This window comes from Bacillus sp. JHAA, from assembly GCF_036961585.1.
GTDB classification, from domain to species: Bacteria; Bacillota; Bacilli; order Bacillales; family Bacillaceae; genus Bacillus; species Bacillus velezensis.
Genome location: NZ_JBAMDE010000025.1, coordinates 1 through 977, shown reverse-complemented (window position 1 = coordinate 977; position 977 = coordinate 1). Strand labels below are relative to the sequence as shown.

The 977-nt window shown below is 48.4% G+C and carries 9 tRNA genes; all 9 read right to left on the bottom strand.

What is annotated here, in order from left to right:
- Positions 1-146: 146 nt before the first annotated feature.
- The 9 genes from V7728_RS20365 to V7728_RS20325 all read right to left on the bottom strand — a co-directional run bounded on the left by V7728_RS20365 (position 147) and on the right by V7728_RS20325 (position 963).
- Positions 147-222, bottom strand: a tRNA-Ala gene (locus V7728_RS20365).
- A gap of 4 nt (positions 223-226) precedes the next feature.
- Positions 227-303 (bottom strand) — tRNA-Pro (locus tag V7728_RS20360).
- 16 nt (positions 304-319) lie between these two features.
- Positions 320-396: transfer RNA gene (locus V7728_RS20355), tRNA-Arg, on the bottom strand.
- A gap of 11 nt (positions 397-407) precedes the next feature.
- A tRNA-Leu gene (locus V7728_RS20350) sits at positions 408-493 on the bottom strand.
- Between the two features lie 14 nt (positions 494-507).
- A tRNA-Gly gene (locus V7728_RS20345) sits at positions 508-582 on the bottom strand.
- Between the two features lie 24 nt (positions 583-606).
- Positions 607-688: transfer RNA gene (locus V7728_RS20340), tRNA-Leu, on the bottom strand.
- Between the two features lie 6 nt (positions 689-694).
- A tRNA-Lys gene (locus V7728_RS20335) sits at positions 695-770 on the bottom strand.
- 39 nt (positions 771-809) lie between these two features.
- Positions 810-882: transfer RNA gene (locus V7728_RS20330), tRNA-Thr, on the bottom strand.
- A gap of 5 nt (positions 883-887) precedes the next feature.
- Positions 888-963, bottom strand: a tRNA-Val gene (locus V7728_RS20325).
- Between the last annotated feature and the right edge of the window lie 14 nt (positions 964-977).

Genomic DNA, 977 nt, shown 5'->3' with positions numbered 1-977 from the left:
TACATCGCTGTGCGATTTATTTAAAACTTTGAATTAACAGGTACGTTTTGTCTTGTTTAGTTTTCAAAGATCATTTTGTTCACTTTCTCAAGCAACTTTTTAATTATATAATAAGTTTCTCTTAAAGTCAACATGTTTTTTATAAATGGTGGAGCCTAGCGGGATCGAACCGCTGACCTCCTGCGTGCAAAGCAGGCGCTCTCCCAGCTGAGCTAAGGCCCCGAAGTGGTCGGGAAGACAGGATTCGAACCTGCGACCCCATGGTCCCAAACCATGTGCTCTACCAAGCTGAGCTACTTCCCGATTTTTAAAAATATTATGGCGCGCCCGAGAGGAGTCGAACCCCTAACCTTTTGATCCGTAGTCAAACGCTCTATCCAATTGAGCTACGGGCGCATAATAATGAATGCCGAGGGCCGGACTTGAACCGGCACGGTAGTCACCTACCGCAGGATTTTAAGTCCTGTGTGTCTGCCAATTCCACCACCCCGGCGCGGATGGTATAGTTGGAGCGGAAGACGGGATTCGAACCCGCGACCCCCACCTTGGCAAGGTGGTGTTCTACCACTGAACTACTTCCGCATACAGGATAACTATCCTGCATAATGCGGGTGAAGGGACTTGAACCCCCACGTCATAAGACACTAGATCCTAAGTCTAGCGCGTCTGCCAATTCCGCCACACCCGCGTAACATGGTGAGCCATGAAGGACTCGAACCTTCGACCCTCTGATTAAAAGTCAGATGCTCTACCAACTGAGCTAATGGCTCTTTTTAAAAGACTTATGTTATTATCTTGTCCAAAAACAGTGCCGGCCAGAGGACTTGAACCCCCAACCTACTGATTACAAGTCAGTTGCTCTACCAATTGAGCTAGGCCGGCAAATATGGTGGAGGATGACGGGCTCGAACCGCCGACCCTCTGCTTGTAAGGCAGATGCTCTCCCAGCTGAGCTAATCCTCCATATATTACACTTA